The organism is Pseudomonas sp. HD57-3, assembly GCF_056113135.1.
On record NZ_CM148568.1, the window covers coordinates 183360 to 202253 of the forward strand.

Annotated in this window: 16 protein-coding genes; 8 read left to right on the forward strand and 8 right to left on the reverse strand. The window is 62.1% G+C overall.

The window, feature by feature from the left end:
* Positions 1–42: 42 nt before the first annotated feature.
* Genes AC0R79_RS00845 through AC0R79_RS00865 form a run of 5 tightly spaced genes read right to left on the reverse strand, consistent with a single transcriptional unit; the run spans position 43 to position 5744 of the window.
* Entirely contained in the window at positions 43–861 is an 819-nt protein-coding gene (locus AC0R79_RS00845) for a class I SAM-dependent methyltransferase (protein WP_007954201.1), read from the reverse strand.
* The gene (locus tag AC0R79_RS00850; RefSeq protein WP_258712662.1) at positions 855–2009 is read right to left on the reverse strand and encodes an acyltransferase family protein; all 1155 of its coding nucleotides are present in this window, start codon (positions 2007–2009) and stop codon (positions 855–857) included. Before AC0R79_RS00850 ends, AC0R79_RS00845 begins: the two co-directional genes overlap by 7 nt.
* Positions 2006–2902 (reverse strand): class I SAM-dependent methyltransferase, encoded by an 897-nt coding sequence (locus AC0R79_RS00855; RefSeq protein WP_474732791.1) that lies wholly within the window; start codon positions 2900–2902, stop codon positions 2006–2008. The genes AC0R79_RS00850 and AC0R79_RS00855 overlap by 4 nt, the downstream gene beginning before the upstream one ends.
* Positions 2899–4203, reverse strand: a complete 1305-nt coding sequence (locus AC0R79_RS00860) for a glycosyltransferase (protein WP_474732793.1) — start codon at positions 4201–4203, stop codon at positions 2899–2901. The genes AC0R79_RS00855 and AC0R79_RS00860 overlap by 4 nt, the downstream gene beginning before the upstream one ends.
* Positions 4197–5744 carry a glycosyltransferase gene (locus tag AC0R79_RS00865; RefSeq protein WP_474732795.1) on the reverse strand — a complete coding sequence of 516 codons (1548 nt, stop codon included), beginning with the start codon at positions 5742–5744 and terminating at the stop codon, positions 4197–4199. Before AC0R79_RS00865 ends, AC0R79_RS00860 begins: the two co-directional genes overlap by 7 nt.
* A 426-nt stretch (positions 5745–6170) precedes the next feature.
* On the opposite strand from AC0R79_RS00865, the gene AC0R79_RS00870 reads away from it, so the two are divergent.
* Genes AC0R79_RS00870 through AC0R79_RS00905 form a run of 8 tightly spaced genes read left to right on the forward strand, consistent with a single transcriptional unit; the run spans position 6171 to position 15156 of the window.
* Positions 6171–7085 (forward strand): GDP-mannose 4,6-dehydratase, encoded by a 915-nt coding sequence (locus AC0R79_RS00870; RefSeq protein WP_375744622.1) that lies wholly within the window; start codon positions 6171–6173, stop codon positions 7083–7085.
* Positions 7082–8053 (forward strand): GDP-mannose 4,6-dehydratase, encoded by a 972-nt coding sequence (gene gmd / locus AC0R79_RS00875; protein ID WP_007954189.1) that lies wholly within the window; start codon positions 7082–7084, stop codon positions 8051–8053. Before AC0R79_RS00870 ends, gmd begins: the two co-directional genes overlap by 4 nt.
* A 3-nt stretch (positions 8054–8056) precedes the next feature.
* Entirely contained in the window at positions 8057–9499 is a 1443-nt protein-coding gene (locus AC0R79_RS00880) for a mannose-1-phosphate guanylyltransferase/mannose-6-phosphate isomerase (protein WP_474732797.1), read from the forward strand.
* Complete coding sequence (locus AC0R79_RS00885; RefSeq protein WP_085686105.1) at positions 9500–10297, forward strand: ABC transporter permease; 798 nt, start codon at positions 9500–9502, stop codon at positions 10295–10297.
* Positions 10297–11547 (forward strand): ABC transporter ATP-binding protein, encoded by a 1251-nt coding sequence (locus AC0R79_RS00890; protein ID WP_007954179.1) that lies wholly within the window; start codon positions 10297–10299, stop codon positions 11545–11547. Before AC0R79_RS00885 ends, AC0R79_RS00890 begins: the two co-directional genes overlap by 1 nt.
* Positions 11544–12911: a glycosyltransferase family 4 protein gene (locus AC0R79_RS00895; RefSeq protein WP_474732800.1), complete on the forward strand. Its 1368-nt coding sequence runs from the start codon at positions 11544–11546 to the stop codon at positions 12909–12911. The genes AC0R79_RS00890 and AC0R79_RS00895 overlap by 4 nt, the downstream gene beginning before the upstream one ends.
* Positions 12895–14025, forward strand: a complete 1131-nt coding sequence (locus AC0R79_RS00900; protein ID WP_474732802.1) for a glycosyltransferase family 4 protein — start codon at positions 12895–12897, stop codon at positions 14023–14025. Before AC0R79_RS00895 ends, AC0R79_RS00900 begins: the two co-directional genes overlap by 17 nt.
* The gene (locus AC0R79_RS00905) at positions 14026–15156 is read left to right on the forward strand and encodes a glycosyltransferase family 4 protein (RefSeq protein WP_474732804.1); all 1131 of its coding nucleotides are present in this window, start codon (positions 14026–14028) and stop codon (positions 15154–15156) included.
* Positions 15157–15160: 4 nt separating this feature from the next.
* Here the strand turns inward: AC0R79_RS00905 and AC0R79_RS00910 are convergent, their stop codons facing one another.
* From AC0R79_RS00910 to AC0R79_RS00920, 3 genes are all read right to left on the reverse strand, one after another.
* The gene (locus tag AC0R79_RS00910) at positions 15161–17191 is read right to left on the reverse strand and encodes a 2Fe-2S iron-sulfur cluster-binding protein (RefSeq protein ID WP_127800780.1); all 2031 of its coding nucleotides are present in this window, start codon (positions 17189–17191) and stop codon (positions 15161–15163) included.
* 45 nt (positions 17192–17236) lie between these two features.
* Positions 17237–17863: a glutathione S-transferase family protein gene (locus AC0R79_RS00915; RefSeq protein ID WP_007954174.1), complete on the reverse strand. Its 627-nt coding sequence runs from the start codon at positions 17861–17863 to the stop codon at positions 17237–17239.
* A gap of 104 nt (positions 17864–17967) precedes the next feature.
* A complete protein-coding gene (locus AC0R79_RS00920) occupies positions 17968–18894 on the reverse strand; it encodes a LysR family transcriptional regulator (RefSeq protein ID WP_474732807.1) in 927 nt (308 codons plus the stop codon).

Sequence of the window (18894 nt, forward strand, 5' to 3'; positions counted from 1 at the left end):
CAGATCCCTGAGACATCAGGCTGCAAGGTTACACAAAAGCGCTCAGGGCTTGCGGGCAATGATGACCTGACTTTTCGCCACCACCGCATCCAGCGCCTGCTTGATCTGCGCGCCGCGCGGCGAGTCGAGCACCGCTTGCCAGGTATCGGCCCAATGGTTGAGCAGTGGATGATCCGGGTTGCTGAATTCGACCTTGGCTTCCCAGAACAGCATCATCCACATCGACCAGTAAAAGCCGTACTGGCTATGGCTGATGATCTCGAGTCCCGCCTCGCTGACCATCGCCTTGAACTGCTCTTCGCTGATGATGCGAATGTGGTTGGGCTTCTGGAAATACTCCGGCGCGGCAATGTCCTTTTGCAGGTCTTCGGAGCTGGGGTGCGGCACGCTCAGCAAATACAGCGCGCCCGACTGGCCGACACGCACCAGTTCGGCAAGGAACTGCGCCGGATCGTCGACGTGCTCGATGACTTCAGTGGACACCACGCGAGTGGCGGTGCCATCGGCGATCGGCAGCGGATTGCAGTCGGTCACATGGCATTCGACGCCACGCGCCGGCGTATCGCTCAAGCGCTGGCGAGTCGCTTCGACCTTGGCGCCGTCGATGTCGGCGATGATGATCTTCGCCCCGCGCATGCCGCAGAAATGCACGTTGCCACCGTCGCCGCAGCCAACGTCGAGCAAAGTGTCATCGGCGGTCACCGGGAAGCCTTTGAACAGCTCACCGGTTTCCTGGTTGAACCAGCCGCTGAGCATCGCGTCGTGCAGGCCGAGCATGTAAGGGTCCACCTTGTCGGCGACCGGTGCGACAGCTTGTGCGGGGGCCGGAGCCGCCGTGAGTTTTTTCAGAAGGCTCAGCATGAGGTGGCTCCAGAGGACGAGACGACGGTTCGCGAGGTGGCGAGGCGTTTCACCAGCGTGGCGCCTCGATTGCGCATGGGCATTTCGATCAAGCGGTAATTGAGTTCGCTGAGCAGCACGATCAGGCCACCGGCTATCAGCAGCGTCACGATCGGATGCCCGGCCGGGCTCGGCAGCCCGGCGCCCTGCAAACGGAAGGTCAATTCCCGTACCAGTTGATAGGCCGGGATGTGGATCAGATAAATGCCGTAGGAGCGGCTGCCGATCCATGCCATCAGTCGTTGCAGGCCCCCGGCCGGCAGCAGGTAATTGCGGTCGTACGAAGCAATCCACACCAGTACGGCGCTGAGCACGGCGATAGACCCGATGCGGTAACCGGCAAAAGTGAAACGGTCGGTGGCCATGAAACTCAGCAGCGCTCCGAGGCCGACCAGCGCGAACACTCCGGCCCATGGCCGCCGCAGGAATACCGGCTCCCAGCGGCGATAACCGGGCTGCACGCTCCACATGGCCAACAGCACACCCAGCGCCAGCGCATCGGTGCGAATCACCATCAGCAGCGGCGTGCGCACCGTGAACAATTGCACCGCCACCAGCGCCAGCAATGCCCACACCAGATGCTTGCGGCACAGCATGATCAATAGCGGGAACAACAGGTAGAACTGCTCCTCCAGCGCCAGGCTCCAGTAGACGAAGCTACTGCCGTATTCGTAATGAAAGAACGCATCGGCAAAGCGGAAATTGGCGTACTGCAGCACCCCGGCCAGGGTGGCCTGGACGTTGGCGGACCACGTGCCGAACGCGCCTGATCGATTCAGAAACACGCACGCCAGCAGCATCAGCGCCAGCCACAGCCAGGCCGACGGCAGAAGACGAAACGCCCGGCGCAGCCAGAAATTGCGCGTCTGCTCCCAGTACTCCTGGCGATTGCTGCAGCCGCGCAGCGCCGGGATCAGGCTGCGGGCGATGACAAACCCGGAGATCGCAAAAAACAGGTCGACACCCCACCACGGCTGCGCCCAGGCATGAACCCTTTCAAGCAGCGGCACCGGGTCGGTGAACAGGCTGCCCTGCAAGTGATGAAACAGCACGCCGAGTACCGCGACAGCGCGCAGGACTTCGATGTCCATGATCCGCTTGCCGCTCATGACACACGTCCTGCATCGAGCGGTTTGCGGGCGATGATCACCTGACTCTTGGGCATGAAACGGTCGAGCATCTGTTTGATCGCCAAGCCATCGGGCTGCGCCAGCAAGTCCTGCCAGGTTCTGGCCCAACTCTCCATCAATGGTGGATACGGCGCCTGGATCCGGTCGCGCACGGCCCCGCCGAGGTCACGTCCGGCAGCCCGTTCGCTGGCCCAGAAAAAGATCATGCCCATGACCCAGAAAAAGCCCGTGGCCTGGCGATGCTCGATCACCAGGCCGGCATCCTCCACCAGTGCCGCGAAGCGTTCCGGGGTAAAGATCTGCACATGGTTGGGTGACTCGTAATAACCCGCCGGGGCAATGCCCTGCTGCAAATACTCGCCCACCGGCGCCGGTACACTGAGCAGGTACAGCGCACCGGGACGGCCCATGCGCACCAGCTCGGCCATGAACGGCTCGGGCTGATCGATGTGCTCCAGCACTTCCATGCACACGACCTTGCTTGCACAGCCGTCGCTCAGCGGCAGTGGCAGACTGTTGCTGACCAGGCCGAGGCTGGCCTTGCGGCTCTGCGCTTCGACTTGCCGGGCGAGGTCGCGCACCTTGTCGTGTTCGCTGTCGGTGAAGATCACCGAGGCCCCCTGGCGCACGGCGAACAATGTCGCCACGCCCTCACCGCACCCCACGTCGAGCAGGGTGTCGTCCGCGTCAATGGCAAAGCCCTTGAGCAGCTCACCACTGTCGCCGTGAAACCAGCCGTCGAGCATGGCGTCGTGCAGGCCGACGTCCCGCGGCGACACGCCGGCAGCCAGCGGTTCAGGCGCAGCAACCGGCAAAGAGACCGGCACCGATCGCGCCACCGGACGCAAACGCCTCAGCAATGCGCGGATCATGTGCCCGTGGCTTCCGTTGCAGCGACAGCGCGAGATTCCTGCACTTGAGCGAGGAAATCACGCAAACGCTGCTCGGCCACCGCCTGACTGCAGAACGCCTGGAGACTGGCAACGGCTTGCGCCGACATTTGCGCATAACGCCCGGGATCGTTCTTCGCCACTGCATAGCTGTCGCGATAGGCCACACAGACCGACGCCCAGTTGGTCATGTAGCGCAATGTGCGGAACGCCTTGCGCGGGTCGTGAGGCCAGGCGGTGAGTTCATCGGTGGACTCGACCAGGAACGCGTTGTCGGTGCTCAGGTAATCGATCATCGCCGTGGTGCGCGGCGCCACGGCCGGCTTGCCGCAGGACATGAACTCCATCAGCGGCAGGCACTGGCCTTCGCCGTAGGAAGTGTTCACCACGTAACGGGTGGCCTGCACCAGACGCTCGTAGTCCGCGTCCGCGAGGTAGCCGTAAATCAACACGATGCGGCAGCGGTAGGACTGGTTTTTGTACAGGTGATGAAGAATGTCGCCGAGCGCTTCTTCGGCATCGTGGTGCGTGAGCTTGAGCACCAGCGTCGCGTCTTCGACGTCGCGGAATGTCACGCAGAAAGCGCTGAGCATGTCTTCCCAGTTCTTGCGCCCGTCACCGGGATTGAACACCGATGTGTAGACGACACCGTCCAGCAGCAGCTCCTGCTCGCGAACCGGCGCCTGGAAATCGATGCCTTTGCCACGGCGCAGGTGTTTCGGGCCGAACGCGTCGAGATCGAGCTCACGACTGTCGGCGACCAGCCCTTTGATCGTCAGGCGCACCGGCCCTGTCGAGGGCTGCCCCTGAAGCTGCGAGCCCCGGGCCGCGAAGCGATCCCACACCGGCGCGGGCACCGCGACAATCGGGTAATCGGCGCCCATGGCCTCGCGCACGGCGTTGACCGTGTAGGTGGAATGGGTGATCGCCGCGCCGCAGGCCCGGAGCACCGTGCGCCAGTCATTGCGCGGCTCGTTGTCGAAGGGTTCGTTGGGGATGGTGCTGAATTCCCAGGCGAACACCGGCAACGTCGGGCATGCCAGGTGGATCGGTGTGCGGTGCGGCGGCGAGAACGACAGGAACACGCAGGGCTCGCCACGGGACAGGCATTCCAGATACAGCGCATCGACTTCGCGCGCCGGATCGACGACTTCCACTACTCGCCCCAGGCGTTCTAGCACCGGGCGGTACTCCTTGAGCACGAAGTAATAGCTGTACTCCGAACGACCCAGGTTCTGCGCGATGGTGTGCTGGTTGGTTTCCGAGTGAATGATGATCAGCATGAGGCGTTGTCCGTCACGGGGGCGGCATCGGCAGCCAGCGGGACGAGGCCGAAAAATTCCGCCATGCGCTGCTGCACCGGGGCGAACGCGCAGTAGTCGTGCATGCGTTCGATAGCAGCGGCAGACATGCGCGCGTATTCCTGCGGCTGCGCCTTGGCCATCCGGTAGCTGTTCTCATAAGCGCTTTTGAGCGAAGCCCAGTCCGGCCGATAGCGCAGGGTGCGGTAGAGGATGCGGGTGTCCTGGGGCCAGATCGTCAGCTCTTCGCTGGACTGCACGACGAAGGCCACCGTGTCATCGATGTAATCTTCCATGGCCGTGTGGTCCGGGGCGATCACCGGTTTGCCGCTGGACATGAATTCCATCAATGGCAGGCACAGGCCTTCGCAGCGTGAGGCGTTCACGTAAAAACTCGCAGCCTGGTAGAGCCGCGCGTATTGCGCGTCGTCCAGGTAACCGTGCATCACCAGCACCCGGCAGGCGAACGGTGTCAGTTGCGCAAGCAGGGTCATCAGTTCGCTGTAGTAGGACGCCAGATCGTTCTGGGTAATCTTCAGCACCAGCGTCGCGTCAGGCGTTTCGCGAAAGGCCCAGCAGAACGCGGTGATCAGGTGGTGCCAGTTCTTGCGACCGTCTTTGGGGTTGAACACGGTGACGTAGATCACGCCTTCCACCGCGGTCTCGACCTCCGAGGAGGTGTCCGGCAAATCCAGCGGGGGTGGCTCGACCACCGCCACCGCAGGCGGAGCGGCGATGGCCGGGAAACGTTTTTCAAGCCAGGCGTGTGCGCTGTCCGACAGCAGATCCTGCACACCTTCCCAGTACCAGTGGTGCAGGAATTTCACCCGTTCTTCACCCGCGCCCAGCCTCCACAGACGCAGATAGTGACGGGCAATGACCAGGCGTCGTTTGACCGTCAGCGGTGGCGGGCGCAGTGCCTCGATTTCAGCCAGTTGTTCGGCGGTCAGCGGTTTTGGCAGCAAATCGTCGGCAGACAGTCCCAGCGTGCGGCTGTCGAAAATGCAGCCCTTGATCGCCAGGGTCGCGCCTGGATTGATCGGCGCACTGACATGCTGCTCACGGATGGCGGCGAAGTTTTCCCAAAAGGGCGTCGGCAGCACGAGTACCGGAAAGTCCTCGCCCATGGCGCGGCGAATCGCGCGGGCGGTGTGGCTCGACAACGTGATGACCCGCCCCTGTCGTGCGAGCATCTGTGTCCAGTCGTGGCGCGGATCATCGTCCCACGACTCGTCGGGGATCGAATCGAACTCCCATGCGATCACGCAGATCGTCGGGCACTCAAGGTCGGTCGGCGTGTTTTGTGGCGGCGTGAAGGACAGGAAAACGCTGCTTTCACCGGCGCCGAGCAGTGCTCGATAGAGTGGATCGACCTCGGCGCGACTGGATACCACATGCACCCGCCCAAGGCTTTCCAGCACCGGGCGATAAGCCTTGAGCACGAAGTAATAACTGTATTCAGGACGCCCGAGACTCTGGCTGATGGAGCGGTCGTTGACGTCCGAGTAGAGAATGAAATTCATGGCATCCCACGGTGAAACCGCCATCCCGGCAGCTTCACGCTATGACGGCCGGGCGTCGGATCGAACCGGTATCAGCGGTGTTCGTCCTGCGTCATCGGGCACGTCTCTGTTCTTGTTTTAATGTTCGGTTTGACCCTGTCGCACGATCCTTGAGAAATGCCGCCGGGGATCGCGACGAGGGGCATTCTAAACACATCCGCCGAGGATTCGGGAACCGCCCGACGAGAAAAACCCGGCTACTCTGACGAGAACTGACCAGTCACGATTTGCCCTGTTGAAATTGTCACGTAATTGGCACAGATTGGCAGCCAAACAACTACAACAATGACTTCACCCTTCGTTCTGCCGGAATACTCTCTCGGTCTGACAGACATTCCCTTAAAGCCTGTGGGAAATGGTGAAAGTTAAAGACCAAGGGGTCGCTGTTTGAAAAAAAGTCTGTTCATCACGGGCCTCAGTGGGTTCGTGGGACAACACATCCAGTCACGTCTGCAAGGGGAAGACGCGTCGTGGCAGCTGCTGCCTGCCGCCTCTGCCTATGACCTGACAAAACCGGACAGCCTCATCGATCTGTGGCCGCAACTGCCCGATGCGGTCATTCACCTGGCTGGCCAGACCTTTGTCCCCGAAGCTTTCCGCGACCCGGCACGTACCCTCGACATCAACCTGCTCGGCACCTTGAACCTGTTGCAGGCCCTCAAGGCCCGCGGCTTCAAGGGCACGTTCCTGTATGTCAGCTCGGGCGACGTCTACGGCCAGGTCGAAGAACCCGCACTGCCGATCACCGAACAACAACCGCCCTGCCCGCGCAACCCTTATGCCGTGAGCAAACTGTCGGCCGAATTCCTCAGCCTGCAATGGGGGTTGAGCGAAAGCTGGCCGGTGCTGGTGGCGCGCCCGTTCAACCACATCGGCACCGGGCAGAAAGAAAGCTTCGTCATCGCCAGCGCCGCACGGCAGATCAACCGCATCAAGCAAGGGCTGCAGGCGCCGCAACTGGAAGTCGGCGACATTGATGTCACCCGCGATTTCCTTGATGTCGGCGACGTGGTTTCGGCCTACTTCGCGTTGCTGGAAAAAGGCACGCCGGGGCAGGTCTACAACATTTGCTCAGGTCGTGAGCAAAGCATCCGCAGCCTCATCGAACAGATGGGCGATCTGGCGGAGATCGAGCTGCAACTGGTTCAGGATCCGGCGCGCATGCGTCGCGCGGATCAGCGTCGCGTCTGCGGCAGCCATCAACGGCTCGCCCGGACCACAGGATGGACGCCGCAAATCACTACACAACAATCCCTGCGGGCGATCCTGTCCGACTGGGAGAAGCGAGTACGACAAGAATGACAAAAAGTGCATTGATCACAGGGATCACCGGCCAGGACGGCGCCTATCTGGCCAGACTGCTGCTCGACAAGGGTTACAAGGTTCACGGCCTGGTGGCACGACGCAGCAGCGACTCGCGATGGCGTCTGCGCGAGATGGGCGTTGAAGCCGACATCGTTTACCTGGACGGCGACATGGCCGACGCCTGCTCGGTGCAGCGCGCGGTGATCAAGTCGGCACCGGACGAGGTGTATAACCTGGCGGCCCAAAGCTTCGTCGCTGCCTCCTGGGACCAACCGGTGACCACCGGCATCGTCGACGGCCTGGGCGTGACTCACCTGCTCGAAGCGATCCGTCAGTTCAGCCCGCACACGCGTTTCTATCAGGCGTCCACCAGCGAAATGTTCGGCCTGATCCAGGCCGAGCAGCAGGACGAGAACACCCCGTTCTACCCGCGCAGCCCTTACGGCGTGGCCAAACTCTATGGCCACTGGATCACCGTCAACTACCGCGAAAGCTTCAACCTGCACGCCAGCAGCGGCATTCTGTTCAACCATGAATCGCCACTGCGCGGCATCGAATTCGTGACCCGCAAGGTCACCGATGCAGCAGCCCGGATCAAGCAGGGCAAACAGCAGGAGCTGGCCCTGGGCAACATCGACGCCAAGCGCGACTGGGGTTTCGCCGGCGATTACGTCGAGGCCATGTGGCTGATGCTGCAACAGGACAAGCCTGACGATTTCGTGGTCGCCACCGGCGTCACCACCACCGTGCGCGAGATGTGCCGCATCGCCTTCGATCATGTCGGTCTCAACTACCGCGACTACGTGAAGATCGATCCGGCGTTCTTCCGCCCGGCTGAAGTCGAAGTGCTGCTCGGCAACCCGGCCAAGGCCCAGCGCGTGCTCGGCTGGAAACCCAAGACCGACCTCGACACCCTGATCCGCATGATGATGGATGCGGACATGAAACGCGTCGCCAAGGAGTAGGCCATGCTGATCCCCGTGATTCTGTCCGGCGGTGCCGGCACCCGTTTGTGGCCGGTGTCCCGCGAGGGCCACCCGAAGCCGTTCATGACCCTGCCCGACGGCCAGTCGCTGCTGGGCAAGACCTACCGCCGCGCCGCCGCGCTGCTGGACGGCTGGGGCGACATCGTCACGGTGACTAACCGCGAGTACTACTTCCAGAGCAAGGATCACTACCAGGCCGCGCGCCTGTCCCGGCATCGCGGGCACTTCCTGCTCGAGCCCACCGGACGCAACACCGCGCCGGCCATCGCGGCGGCAGCACTGTCGCTGCAAGCCCTGCACGGTGATGCAGCGATCATGGTGGTAATGCCCGCCGACCATCTGATCGTCAATGAAGACGCCCTAAAGAGCGCGGTCGAACACGCGGTCAATCTGGCGAAGGACGGTTATCTGGTGACCTTCGGCGTAGTGCCGACTACCCCGGAAACCGGCTTCGGCTACATAGAAACAGGAGCGCCGCTGGATGCCAGAGGCGCGGCCAAAGTGCAGCGTTTCGTGGAAAAACCCGATCTGCAAACCGCCACCCATTACCTGGAAAGCGGTAACTTCCTGTGGAACTCGGGGATGTTCTGTTTCTCCACCGCAACGGTGATCGCCGAGCTGGCGCTGCACGCCCCCGAGCTGCTGGAGCAGACCCGCGCCTGCATGGCCGCCAGCGAACCGCTGGAAACCACGGGTTACCTGCAACAGGAACTGTCGCCGCAGCTGTTCGCCGAGATCACCGACATCTCCATCGACTACGCGTTGATGGAGCGTTCGGAGAAAGTCGTGGTGGTGCCCGCCGGTTTCGACTGGAGCGACATCGGTTCGTGGGGCGCAGTCGCCGCGCTGGTGCCGGCCGACGCGGATAACAACCGTGCGAGCGGCGAAGCGATCTTCATCGACAGCCGCAACAACTTTGTTCAAAGCGAAGGCCGGCTGGTGGCCGCTGTGGGTGTGGAAGACCTGATCGTCATCGACACCGCCGACGCCGTGCTGGTGGCCCATGCCGACCGTGCGCAGGATGTGCGGCGGGTGGCCAAGCAGCTCAAGGACAAATCCCACGAAGCCTATCGCCTGCATCGTACGGTCAGCCGTCCGTGGGGCACCTACACCGTGCTCGAGGAAGGCCCGCGCTTCAAGATCAAACGCATCGTGGTCAAACCCGGCGGCAAGCTGTCGTTGCAGATGCACCATCACCGCAATGAACACTGGGTGGTGGTCGAAGGCATGGCCAAGGTCACCAACAACGGCAGCGGCACGACGCTGGTGGCGAAGAACGAATCAACGTTCATTGCCGCCGGTCACAAGCACCGTCTGGAGAACCCCGGCGTGATCGACCTGGTGATCATCGAAGTGCAAAGTGGCGAATACCTGGGAGAGGACGACATCGTCCGCTTCGAAGACCAATACGGCAGGACGGTGTGAATGCTGCTTTCCCTGTACCGCTCGCTGCACGACTACCGGGGTTTCATCCTCGGTAGCGTCAAGCGGGAGTTTCAAGCGCGGTATCGCAATTCGCTGTTCGGCGCGCTGTGGACGGTACTCAACCCGCTGTCGATGATCATCGTGTACACGGTGATCTTTTCCCACATCATGCGCGCCCGTCTGCCCGGTGTGGACGACGGCATGGCCTACAGCGTCTACCTGTGCGCCGGGCTGCTGACCTGGGGCCTGTTCTCGGAAATCACCCTGCGTAGCCAGAACATGTTTCTGGAAAACGCCAACCTGCTGAAGAAAATCAGCTTCCCGCGCCTGTGTCTGCCGGTGATCGTGCTGCTCAATGCCGGCATCAACTTCGCGATCATCATCGGTCTGTTCCTCGGCTTTCTGTTGATCACCGGACGCTGGCCGGGCATGGCCCTGTTGGCACTGGCGCCGCTGCTGGCGCTGCAAGTGCTGTTCTGCGCCGGGCTGGGGATGATCCTCGGCGTGCTCAACGTGTTTTTTCGCGATGTCGGGCAATTGTTCGCCATCTGCCTGCAATTCTGGTTCTGGCTGACGCCGATCGTGTACCCGCTGAGCATCCTGCCCGAGTGGGTGCAGCGCCTGTTGCAGCTCAATCCGCTGACCAACCTGATCGGCAGTTACCAGAACCTGTTTCTCTACGGTCAGTGGCCGGTGTGGAGTTCGTTGCTGCCGATCTTCGTGATCGGCCTGCTGTTGTGCGCGGTCGGCCTGCGCCTGTTCCGCCGGCGGGTCGGCGAAATGGTGGATGAACTCTGATGGGGCACATACGCGTCACCGGCCTGGGCAAGGCCTACAAGCAGTACCCCACTCGCTGGAGCCGTCTGGCCGAATGGCTGATTCCGTTTTCGCCCATGCGTCATCGCCAGCACTGGGTGCTGCAGGACGTGAATTTCGAAATCGCCCCCGGTGAAGCGGTGGGCATTGTCGGGGTCAACGGCGCCGGCAAAAGCACCCTGCTGAAAATGATCACCGGCACCACTCAACCCACCTGCGGCCAGATCCAGCTCGAGGGCCGGGTCGCGGCGCTGCTGGAACTGGGCATGGGTTTTCACCCGGACTTCACCGGTCGACAGAATGCGGTGATGGCCGGGCAACTGCTGGGCATGCAGGTCGAAGACATCGAAGCACTGATGCCCGACATCGAACGCTTTGCGGAAATCGGCGAGGCCATCGATCACCCGGTGCGCACCTATTCCAGCGGCATGCAGATGCGCCTGGCCTTCAGCGTTGCCACCGCGCGCCGCCCCGACATTCTGATCGTCGACGAAGCGCTGTCGGTGGGCGACGCCTACTTTCAGCACAAGAGTTTCGATCGCATCCGCAGCTTCCGCAAAGCCGGCACTACGTTGCTGATCGTTTCCCATGACCGCTCGGCGATCCAGTCGATCTGCGACTCGGCGATCTTGCTCGAAGGCGGCCACATGGTCATGCACGACAAGCCCGAAGCGGTGATGGATTACTACAACGCCCTGCTCGCCGAACGCGAAGGCCAGACCGTGCGCCAGGAGCTGCTTGACGGCGGCCAGGTGCGCACCGTGTCCGGCACCGGCGAGGCCGGGATCCTCAGCGTGCGCCTGCTCGATGAACGCGAACGTTCGATCGAAGCCGCCGAAGTCGGTCAGCCGGTGACGCTGGAAGTCGAGGTGGAAATTCGTCAGGACATCGAACGGCTGGTGCTCGGCTTCATGATCAAGGATCGCCTGGGCCAGGCCATGTATGGCATCAACACCCACCGCCAGAATCAGGCGCTGGAAGACCTGCGTGCGGGCGAGCGCATCACCTATCGCTTCGCTTTCGTCATGGGCCTGGGCAAGGGCAACTATTCAATCGCCCTGAGCCTGTCGCGGCTGGATTCGCACCTGGACCGCAACTTCGAATGGCGTGACTACGGCCTGGTGTTCCACGTGATCAACAACCGCCGGGAAGATTTCGTCGGCTGTTCCTGGCTGGGCGCCAGCACCTCGATCACCCGCCATGCGGACAGCCTCGCGGAGCGTGCGCCATGACCCGCCTGTTGGTCGAATGCACCCACGTGTTCAAACACCCGAAGGTCAATTCGGGGATTCAGCGGGTGGTGCGCAATGTCATCAAACAGCTTCCGCCAAGTGCTGAAGGGGTCGAATGCGTACCGGTGGTTCTGCTCAAGGGCCAGCTATACCGTGTGAAGCGTCTGGCGCCGCTGGATTCGCCGCTGTTCAATGCCATCGTCACGTTTGGCGAACGCCTGGAACGGCTGGCCCATCGCTTCTGGCAACTGCATCAGCGGCTGGACACGCGTTGCCGCACAAAACTGGCAAGACGCCTGTTGTACGTCGGCTATCGCCTGACCTCGTTCGGTGCATTCGGAGTACCGTTGCGGCTGGTCGGGCAGGTCAATCACTATCAATTGCCTCAACGCTGCGAGCCCCTGCAATACCAGCCGGGCGATCAACTGGTGCTGCTGGATTCGTCCTGGCATTCGGACTTTTTCCTTCATGCCGAGCGCCTCAAGCACGAAGGCCTGGGCATCGTTGCGGTGATCTACGACCTGATTCCCCTGTCCCACCCGCAGTTCTACGACACGCGGCTGGTCGAGGTGTACAGCGAGTGGTTCGACTGGATCGCCCGCAATGCCGACGGCTTCATGGCGATTTCCGCCACGGTGCGCGATCAGGTGCATGCAGAACTGCAACGTCGCTTTGGTTCGGCACAAGTCGGCAAACGCTGGTTCGACTACTTTCACCTCGGTTCGGAGCTGGATCTGCAAAGCGTCGAAGCCGCCGTCGAACCGCGTCTGCAACAGCTGTTCGCCACGCCAGAGCCGGTGTTCCTGATGGTCAGCACCATCGAGCCGCGCAAGAACCACGACTATCTGCTGGATGCCTTCGACCATGCGTGGGCAAACGGCTCGAAAGCCCGGTTGTGCATTGCCGGGCGCATTGGCTGGAAGTGCGACGCGCTGCTCGCCCGGATTCGCCATCATCCCGAGCTGAACCGGCGCCTGTTCATGTTCAACGACTTGAGCGACACCAGCCTCGAGCACGCCTACGCCCATGCCAGCGCACTGGTGTTTCCGTCGTTCGTCGAAGGTTTCGGCCTGCCGCTGGTGGAAGCCATGCAACGCGGGCTACCGGCGATGGGCAGCGACATCCCGGTGTTCCGCGAGATTGGCGGTGAATTCATGGCGTATTTCGATCTGCAATCGCCGCAAAGCCTCGCCGATCTGGTGCAGACCTTTGAGCGCAGCGGACGATTCCCCGCCGCCCGCGATGTCAGCGACTGGAAATGGATCGGCTGGCGTGAAGCCAGCGCGCAACTGGCCGAGCGTACCGCGCGTCATGTGCTGGAGGCGCCTCAGGTGCCAGCGAGGCAACATGCGCATAGCCCTTAATGCCCGAATCCTCCAGGCACCGCGCACCGGCATCGGCCATTACGTGGCCGAACTGGTGAATGCCTTGCACGCTGAAACCGATATCGAAGTGGCGCTGTTCCACGGCTGGGGCTGGAGCTCGCAACTGCCGGAAGCGGCGATGCCCGGTTATTCGCGCCTGACGCCATTGCTGCGGCAGATCCCGGGCGCCTATCAGGCGCGCCGCTGGCTGGAACAGAAACGCTTCGATCAGGGCCCTGCGCAACCGGTCGATCTGTATCACGAACCGAGTCTGTGGCCGCTGGCCTTCAACGGCCCGACCGTGATTACCCTGCACGATCTCACGCACCTGCATTTCCCCGAGACCCAGCCGCCCGCGAGGCTGCGGGAAATCGAGCGACGGCTCGCTGACGGTGTACGCCAGGCGCGGATCATTCTGACCGACTCGCAAGCCATCGCTGACGAAGCCCGGGACTATTTCGGACTGCCCGCCGAGCGATTCGTGGTCGCGCCGCTGGGGGTCGCCGAGCGTTTCCATCCGCGCGAGCCGCAGGAGATCGAAGCGGTGCTCAAGGCCCACGCGGTCGAGTTCCGGGAGTATTTCCTCTGCGTCGGCACCCTGGAGCCGCGCAAGAACCTGAATCTGGCCCTACGCGCCCACGCGCTGTTGCCAGACCTGGTGCGCCAGCGTTTCCCGCTGTTGATCGTCGGCATGGCCGGCTGGCAGCGCGACCAATTCAGTGAAGAATTGCAGCAAGCGCTGGCTTGCGGGCACGTGTGCCTGCTCGGCTACTTGCCCGATGAGCAAGTCGCGCAATTGCTGGCCGGCGCCCGGGCGCTGATTTTTCCGTCGCTGTATGAAGGTTTCGGCCTGCCGGTGCTGGAAGCGATGGCCAGCGGCACACCGGTGGTACTCACCCGCTCTTCGGCCATGCCGGAAGTGGCGGGGGACGCCGGCAACTATATTGAAGCTGACGATCCAGACGGCTTGCGTGATGCGATGAGCCGACTGATCGATGATCAAGCGCACTGGCAGGCATGCCGGGAAGCCGGATTGCAGCAGGCACGGCTTTTTTCCTGGAAGCGTTGCGCGCAGGCCACGGCCGGCGCCTACCACCAGGCCATGGGAGGTTGAATGCGAGTTCTGCATTTTTTCAAAACGTACCTGCCTGACTCGGTCGGCGGTATCGAGCAAGTCATCTTTCAACTCTGCGAGAGTGGTGCCCAGCACGGCATCGACGGCCAGGTGCTGACCCTCAGCGCCAATCCCGACCCAGCCGTGGTGCGCCTCGGCCAGCACGAAGTGCATCGGGCAAAACTGGATATCCAGTTCGCCTCCACGGGTTTTTCCTGGAGCGTGTTCAAACAGTTTCGCGAACTGGCCGCCGAAGCCGACGTGATCAACTATCACTTCCCGTGGCCGTTCATGGATCTGGTGCATTTCGCCAGCGGCGTGAACAAACCGACGGTGGTGACGTACCACTCGGACATCATTCGCCAGAAGCACCTGCTCAAACTCTATCGCCCGCTGATGAACCGCTTCCTCGCCAGTGCCGACCGGATTGTCGCGGCCTCGCCGAACTACCTGCACACCAGCGATGTGTTGCAGCAATTCCAGGACAAGACCCGCGTCATACCCTATGGCTTGAACAAGGCCGGTTATCCACAGCCCGACGTCGAACGCATGAACCGTTGGCGTCAGCAGCTTGGGGATAAGTTTTTCCTGTTTGTCGGAGTGATGCGCTATTACAAGGGCCTGCACATTCTGCTCGATGCATTGAAGGACGTGGACTATCCGGTGGTGATCGTCGGCGCCGGCCCGCTGGAGCAGGAACTGCACGCCCAGGCCGCTGCGCTGGGCCTGCGCAACATTCATTTCCTCGGCCGCTTGAGCGACGAAGACAAGGTCGCCCTGCTGCAACTGAGCTACGCCATCGTCTTCCCGTCGCACCTGCGCTCGGAAGCGTTCGGCATTTCGCTACTCGAAGGCGCGATGTACGGCAAACCGATGATCTCCAGCGAGATCGGCACCGGCACCAGCTACATCAACATCCACAACGAAACCGGACTGGTGGTGCCACCGAGTCATCCACAGGCGTTTCGCGAAGCCATGCGCACCCTGTGGGAAAACCCGGCCCGCGCTGCCGAAATGGGCCTCAAGGCTGAGGCCCGCTATCGGCAGTTATTCACAGCCGATGAAATGGGCCGCAAGTGGACCGAGCTGTATCAGGAGCTGCTGGAAGAAAAGGCGTTGTCCTACGCCTGATCCGTTACAGATCCAGCACCAGCGGCTGGGCACTCTGCGCCGGCACCGCGCAGCAAATCAGCACCTGCCCTTCCTCCGGCACTTCGGCCGGAGGCTGTGGATAATTCACCGCGCCGCTGATCAGCCGCGTCCTGCAGGTGCCGCACGAACCCCCGCGACAACTGAATTCCGGACGCAAGCCGCGACTTTCCGCCAGCTCCAGCAAACTGCCACCATCGGGCTGCCAGCGCGCTTCCTTGGCCGAACGCTCGAACACAACCGGCACCGACGTGGTCGCGGCGGGCAATTGCTCGATCACGATCGCATCCGGATCGGGTTGGCGCTTGAGGGTCGAAGGGCCAAAGGTTTCCGCGTGTATTTGCCCGTCCCGCACATCCAGTTCGCGCAAAATGTCGTAGATACCCTGGGTAAAACCGCCGGGGCCACAGAGTACGAAGTCGACCTGATCGAAGTCCTCGTCGGTCAGCAGATTGCGCAATAGATCACCATCGATACGGCCACGAATATCGAAATCCTCGCCTTGCACCAGATCGTCCTCTGGCTGGCTGAGCACTCGCAACACCTTCACGGCGTCACCGGCATCCTCCAGCAATCGATCCAGCTCCGCGCGAAACGGCTGGTCGGCAAGGCTGCGGGAACTCTGAACAAACAATGTCGGACGAATCCGCCGTGTCCGCAGCCCCTGATACACCACCTCACGCAACATCGACAGCAACGGCGTGATGCCAACTCCGGCGGCGAGCAGCACCAATGGCTTGCGCTCCAGCGCGGCCACGGTGAAATGCCCCTGGGGCGATCGCGCCTCCAGCACATCACCGACGCTAATCTCCTCATGAAGGTGCGTCGATACCCGCCCTTCGCGTTTCACGCTGATCCGGAAGAAATCATCCGACGGCGCGCCCGACAGGCTGTAAGTGCGGATGTGCATCTCGCCATCGAGGTTGAACCGCAGCGGCAGATGCTGCCCGGCCAGAAACACCGGAAGACCCGCGCCATCGTCCGGCTCCAGATAAATCGAGCGGATGTGGCGACTTTCCTTATCAATCCGTGTCACGCGCATCGGACGCCAGGCATCGCCCAGCGCTTGCGCCTGCAACCGAGCATCGGCCTGGGCCCAGGTGCCGGTCAGCAGGCTGGTGGGCGACATACCGTCGAAGCGCCAACGCAGAGCCAGTGCCGCCGGACGTCGAACCAGTTTCTCCACTTCAAATGTCCACAACCGCTCGGCGCCCTGGAAGGCTTCGATCTGCGGCGCCTCGAGAATGACCTCGGTGCGGCCACTGAGCTGCAACACGTCGCCTGTGGAAAAGTCGATAAACAGCAACCCGGCCAAGGGATTGAGGAGCAGATTGCCGAGGGTATTGAAGTGTAGGTTGCCGGCAAAATCCGGAATCGTCAGGCGATTGCCTTCGATCCGTACAAAACCGGGCTGACCGCCACGGTGGGAAACATCCACCGAACGTTCGCCGTCGACATCGACGTAACTGGCGACGAAGAAAGTGTCGGCGCTCTCGATCATCGCGATGGCGGCGTCATCGAGGCTGTCACGGTGTTCGGCCTTGCGAGTCTGCGGATCCGTCAGCGGCACCCGCTGAAACTGGCGCAGCTGAATGTACTGTGGGCAGTTACCGAACGACTGATCCACCGTCAGCGCAAAACCGTCCGCATCAAGGCTGACAATATGGCCATTGAGCCGATTGCGTCGGCGAGTATGCAGCTCGATGCCAAGCAATCCGATCGCGGCACCGGCCTGCAACTGCGCCGGATCATCGGCAGCCGGCAGACCGGCGAACTGCAGTTGCGTCGGCTCGGGAGAGTGGGCGAAACCCGGTTCGCCCTCCAGCAGGCTGGCCCATGGACGGCCCTCGGCATCCACCGCGCCGAACAGCATGAAGGGCAATTGCTGATAGAACTGACGGTGCTGATCCGGCATCCAGGTGCGAATCACCTTACGCCCGAATTCCGCCATGCGTTCGGCAACGCCGACATGGGCCTGCAACTGTTGCTCGCCTGCGTGCCACGGTGAACGTTCCATCTCGGCCTCTCCCCTGCACCGTCGGCGCAGTGTGGATTATCAATGTCAGGCGGTGGTTTGCAGACCGGCGACAGTGCGCGGCATGCCGACAAAACCGGGCAACGCTTCGATACGCGCCAGCCAGGCGCGAACGTTAGCGTAGTCGTCCAGCGACACATTGCCTTCCGGCGCATGGGCGATGTAACTGTAGGCCGAGACATCGGCGATGGTGGGCTCAGTGCCAGTCAGGTACGGGGTTTTGCCCAGTTCCGCATCCATCACCTTGAGAAAGTTGTGCGCACGGGTGATGACTTCTTCGGCGTTGAACTTCGCCCCGAACACCGTGATCAGGCGTGCGGCGGCGGGCCCGAAAGCAATCGGCCCGGCGGCGGCCGACAACCAGCGCTGTACGTGCGCGGCGCCGACCGGATCGGTCGGCAACCAGCGGCCGTTACCGTATTTCTGGGCCAGGTAGACAAGGATTGCGTTGGAGTCGGCCAGCACCACGCCGTTGTCATCGATGGCCGGCACTTGCCCGAAGCTGTTGATGGCCAGGTAGCCGGGCTGTTTGTGCTCGCCTTTGGCGAGATCGACAAACACCAGCTCGGTCGGCAATTGCAGCAGGGACAGCATCAGTTCGACGCGATGGGCGTGGCCGGAACGCGGGAAGTTGTAGAGTTTGATCGCTTGCATGGTCGACTCCGCTGAACGAATGCGCCGTTCAGGATGGACGGCGGCCGTGGCAGCCATCTTCCACCTATCGCTAAAACAACAGAATCACCAGCAAACGCAATCCATTATTTCATTGGATGAAATAAAGCCGCATTTTTTAGCGCTGGATGTTCACGCAATGCGTTCACCATGAAATCGACAAAACTGCGCACCCGCGCTGGCGCCTTGCGCCCGCCCTGATACACCACATGGATCGGCAGCGCAGGCAGTTCGAACTCGGCGAGAACGATTTCCAGCTCGCCGCAAGCCACCTTGCTGGCCACCTGATAAGACAGCACCCGGGTCAGCCCCAGGCCCAGCGACGCCGCCGTGATTGCAGCCTGATTGGCCGTGACCACCAGACGCGGCTCCGGTTTTACGCCAATCAGTTCACCGTGTTCCATGAATGGCCAACTGCGCTGCTGGCCGATGGCCGATGTCGCAACCACCGGCGCCCCGGCCAAGGCCTGTGGATGGGCAGGCCGACCATGGGCCGCGAAGTATTCCGGCGAGCCGCAAATCACCCGTCGTACCTCACCGACCCGGATCGCATGCTGATTGCTGTCCGGCAACTCGCCGATACGCACCGCGACGTCGATGCCCTCCTCGACCATGTTCACCACCCGGTCGAGCAACAGGGCATTGATGGAAACGTCCGGGTATTGCGTCAGATAACGCGCCATCACCGGCGTGACGAATTGTTCACCGAATAAAACCGGCGCCGTCACCGTCAACTGCCCACGGGGCTGGGTATGACTGCCGGCAGCGGAATCCTCCGCTTCCTGCACCTCGGCGAGAATTCTCCGACAGTCTTCCAGATAACGCAGACCCGCTTCGCTCAAATGCACGCTGCGGGTGGTACGGATCAACAACTGCGTACCGATCCGCTGCTCCAACGCTGCTACCGCCCGGGTCACGCTGGCCGCCGACAAACCCAGGCGCCGCGCGGCAGCGGAGAAGCCCTGCTCCTGGGCGACGATGGCGAAAACCTGCATTTCCTGGAAGCGATCCAC